1 protein-coding gene is annotated in these 1,298 nt (G+C 42.9%); it reads left to right on the plus strand.

Annotation, left to right across the window (positions count from 1 at the left end; genetic code table 11):
• A protein-coding gene (locus tag ACFOGI_RS16755) for an IS3 family transposase (RefSeq protein ID WP_390275117.1) occupies nt 1-1,298 on the plus strand; the annotation gives its coding sequence in 2 pieces (ribosomal slippage) (nt 1-428 and nt 428-1,298; 1,299 coding nt annotated over the 2 pieces). This gene is flagged as partial in the annotation.

The following is a 1,298-nucleotide window of genomic DNA, read 5'->3' on the forward strand; positions in this document are numbered from 1 at the left end:
TTTTAAATACATGGTGGCCCGACGCTATTTGGATGAGCGGATTAGTTACCGTGACCTGTCTGATGAAGTAGGTGTTGACCACTCTACCCTACGCCACTGGGTTAAAATGGTTGAATACCATGGTGCTAATGCTTTTACGGATACCTATACAAACTACACTCCTGCCTTTAAAATGATAGTAGTTGAACGTATCGAAAAAGAAGGGGCATCCATCCGCGACGCGGCAGCGTTCTATAAGATCCCTGATATCTCCATGGTTCGCAGGTGGAAAAAGAAATGGGACTTAGGGGGTGAAGATGCCTTCACATCGTGTAGGCGAAAGGAGCGGTACCCCGTGAAGAAAAAGCAACCATCATCTTCTCATTCCAATGATTCCATGGACGATTTGAAAGCTGAACTCGAATATTTACGAATGGAAAACGAGTATTTAAAAAAGTTGAATGCCTTAGCTCAAGAAAAGGGAAAATCACCCAAAGAGACAAAGCGCAAGTAATCTATGAGCTAAGGCACAAATACCCTGTGCGAACCCTCCTCTTACTGGCTGGGATCCCTAAAAGCACGTATTATTATTGGGTTGATCAAATGGGTCAACCCGATCCTGATGCGGAATTAAAAACGGCAATAGCCAATATTTATCACAAACATAAAGGGCGCTATGGGTACCGCCGTATCTGCCTAGAATTGCGAAGTTGCGGATACTTGGTAAACCATAAGAAAGTGCAGCGAATTATGAACACGCTTGGCTTGAAGAGCGTGGTACGCGTGAAAAAATACCGATCCTACAAGGGAAAAATAGGAAAAACCGCTCCCAATCTATTATCACGCGACTTTTCAGCTGACCGACCGAATCAGAAATGGGTAACTGATATCACTGAATTTAAATTGTGCGGGGAAAAGCTATACTTATCCGCCGTCCTTGACTTATTCAACAGTGAATTGATTGCATACACGCTAGACTCACGCCCCACCTACTCTTTAGTTTCGGCCATGCTAGATAAGGCTTTGCCACGTTTGAATGAAAATGATCAGCTGGTCATGCATTCGGATCAAGGCTGGCACTATCAAATGAAGCAATTTCGTAAAACCCTGGAGGAACATGGAATTACACAGAGTATGTCACGAAGAGGAAACTGTTTTGACAATGCCGTCATCGAGAATTTCTTCGGTATCATGAAATCCGAGTTTCTTTATTTGAACGATTTTACAAGTGTTGAGCAGTTCAAAAAGGAACTATCAGACTATATGAGCTACTACAATGAGAAACGGATTAAAAACAAACTAGATGGCATGAGTCCGAC

This window comes from Virgibacillus xinjiangensis, from assembly GCF_042643145.1.
In the GTDB taxonomy this organism is placed as follows: domain Bacteria; phylum Bacillota; class Bacilli; order Bacillales; family Amphibacillaceae; genus Virgibacillus_O; species Virgibacillus_O xinjiangensis.